Annotated in this window: 1 protein-coding gene; it reads left to right on the top strand. The window is 61.3% G+C overall.

All coding sequences use genetic code 11. The features are described from left to right. A partial coding sequence (locus tag AC1DU6_RS33750; protein ID WP_477862739.1) for an ABC transporter ATP-binding protein occupies positions 1-565 on the top strand: 565 nt, incomplete at its 5' end. Positions 566-759 lie beyond the last annotated feature (194 nt).

Genomic DNA, 759 nt, shown 5'->3' with positions numbered 1-759 from the left:
GTTCGGCACCGATCTCGACAGAGGCGACAAGGAACGCCGCGATGTCGAGCGGCGCTGGGGTATCCTGTTTCAGCACGGGGCGCTGTTCTCGTCGCTCAACGTGCGGCAGAACATCCAGTTTCCGGTGCGCGAATATCTCAAGGTCTCGGAACGCCTGCTCGACGAGATCACCATGGCCAAGCTCACCATGGTCGGTCTCAAGCCGGAGGTCGCGGATCGCTATCCGTCGGAACTCTCGGGCGGCATGATCAAGCGCGTCGCGCTGGCGCGGGCGCTCGCGCTCGATCCGGAGATCGTGTTCCTGGATGAGCCGACATCCGGTCTTGATCCGATCGGCGCCGGCGATTTCGACGAACTGGTGCGCACGCTGCAGCGAACTTTGGGGCTGACCGTTTTCATGGTAACTCATGATCTCGACAGCCTGCATACAGCCTGCGACCGGATCGCCGTTCTCGGCAATGGCAAGATCATCGCGCAGGGAACGATGGCCGACATGCTGGCCTCGCAACATCCCTGGCTACGGGAATATTTCCACGGCAAGCGCGCACGCGCTGTTATCGGCTAGTTGTACTGGAGTTGAGTTGATGGAAACGCGGGCGAACTTCGTCCTGATCGGAACTTTCACGCTGGCGGTGATCGCCGCGGCGTTCGGCTTCGTGCTCTGGTTCCAGAATTTGCATTCGACCCAGCAGCGCACGCCGCTGCGGATCATCTTCGAAGGTGCGGCCTCAGGTCTGCGCAATGGCGGCAACGTCAACT

The sequence above is a fragment of the Roseateles sp. P5_B10 genome, from assembly GCF_056400485.1.
Note: the sequence above shows the minus strand (reverse complement) of the source record. Positions and strands in the feature narration are given on the sequence as shown.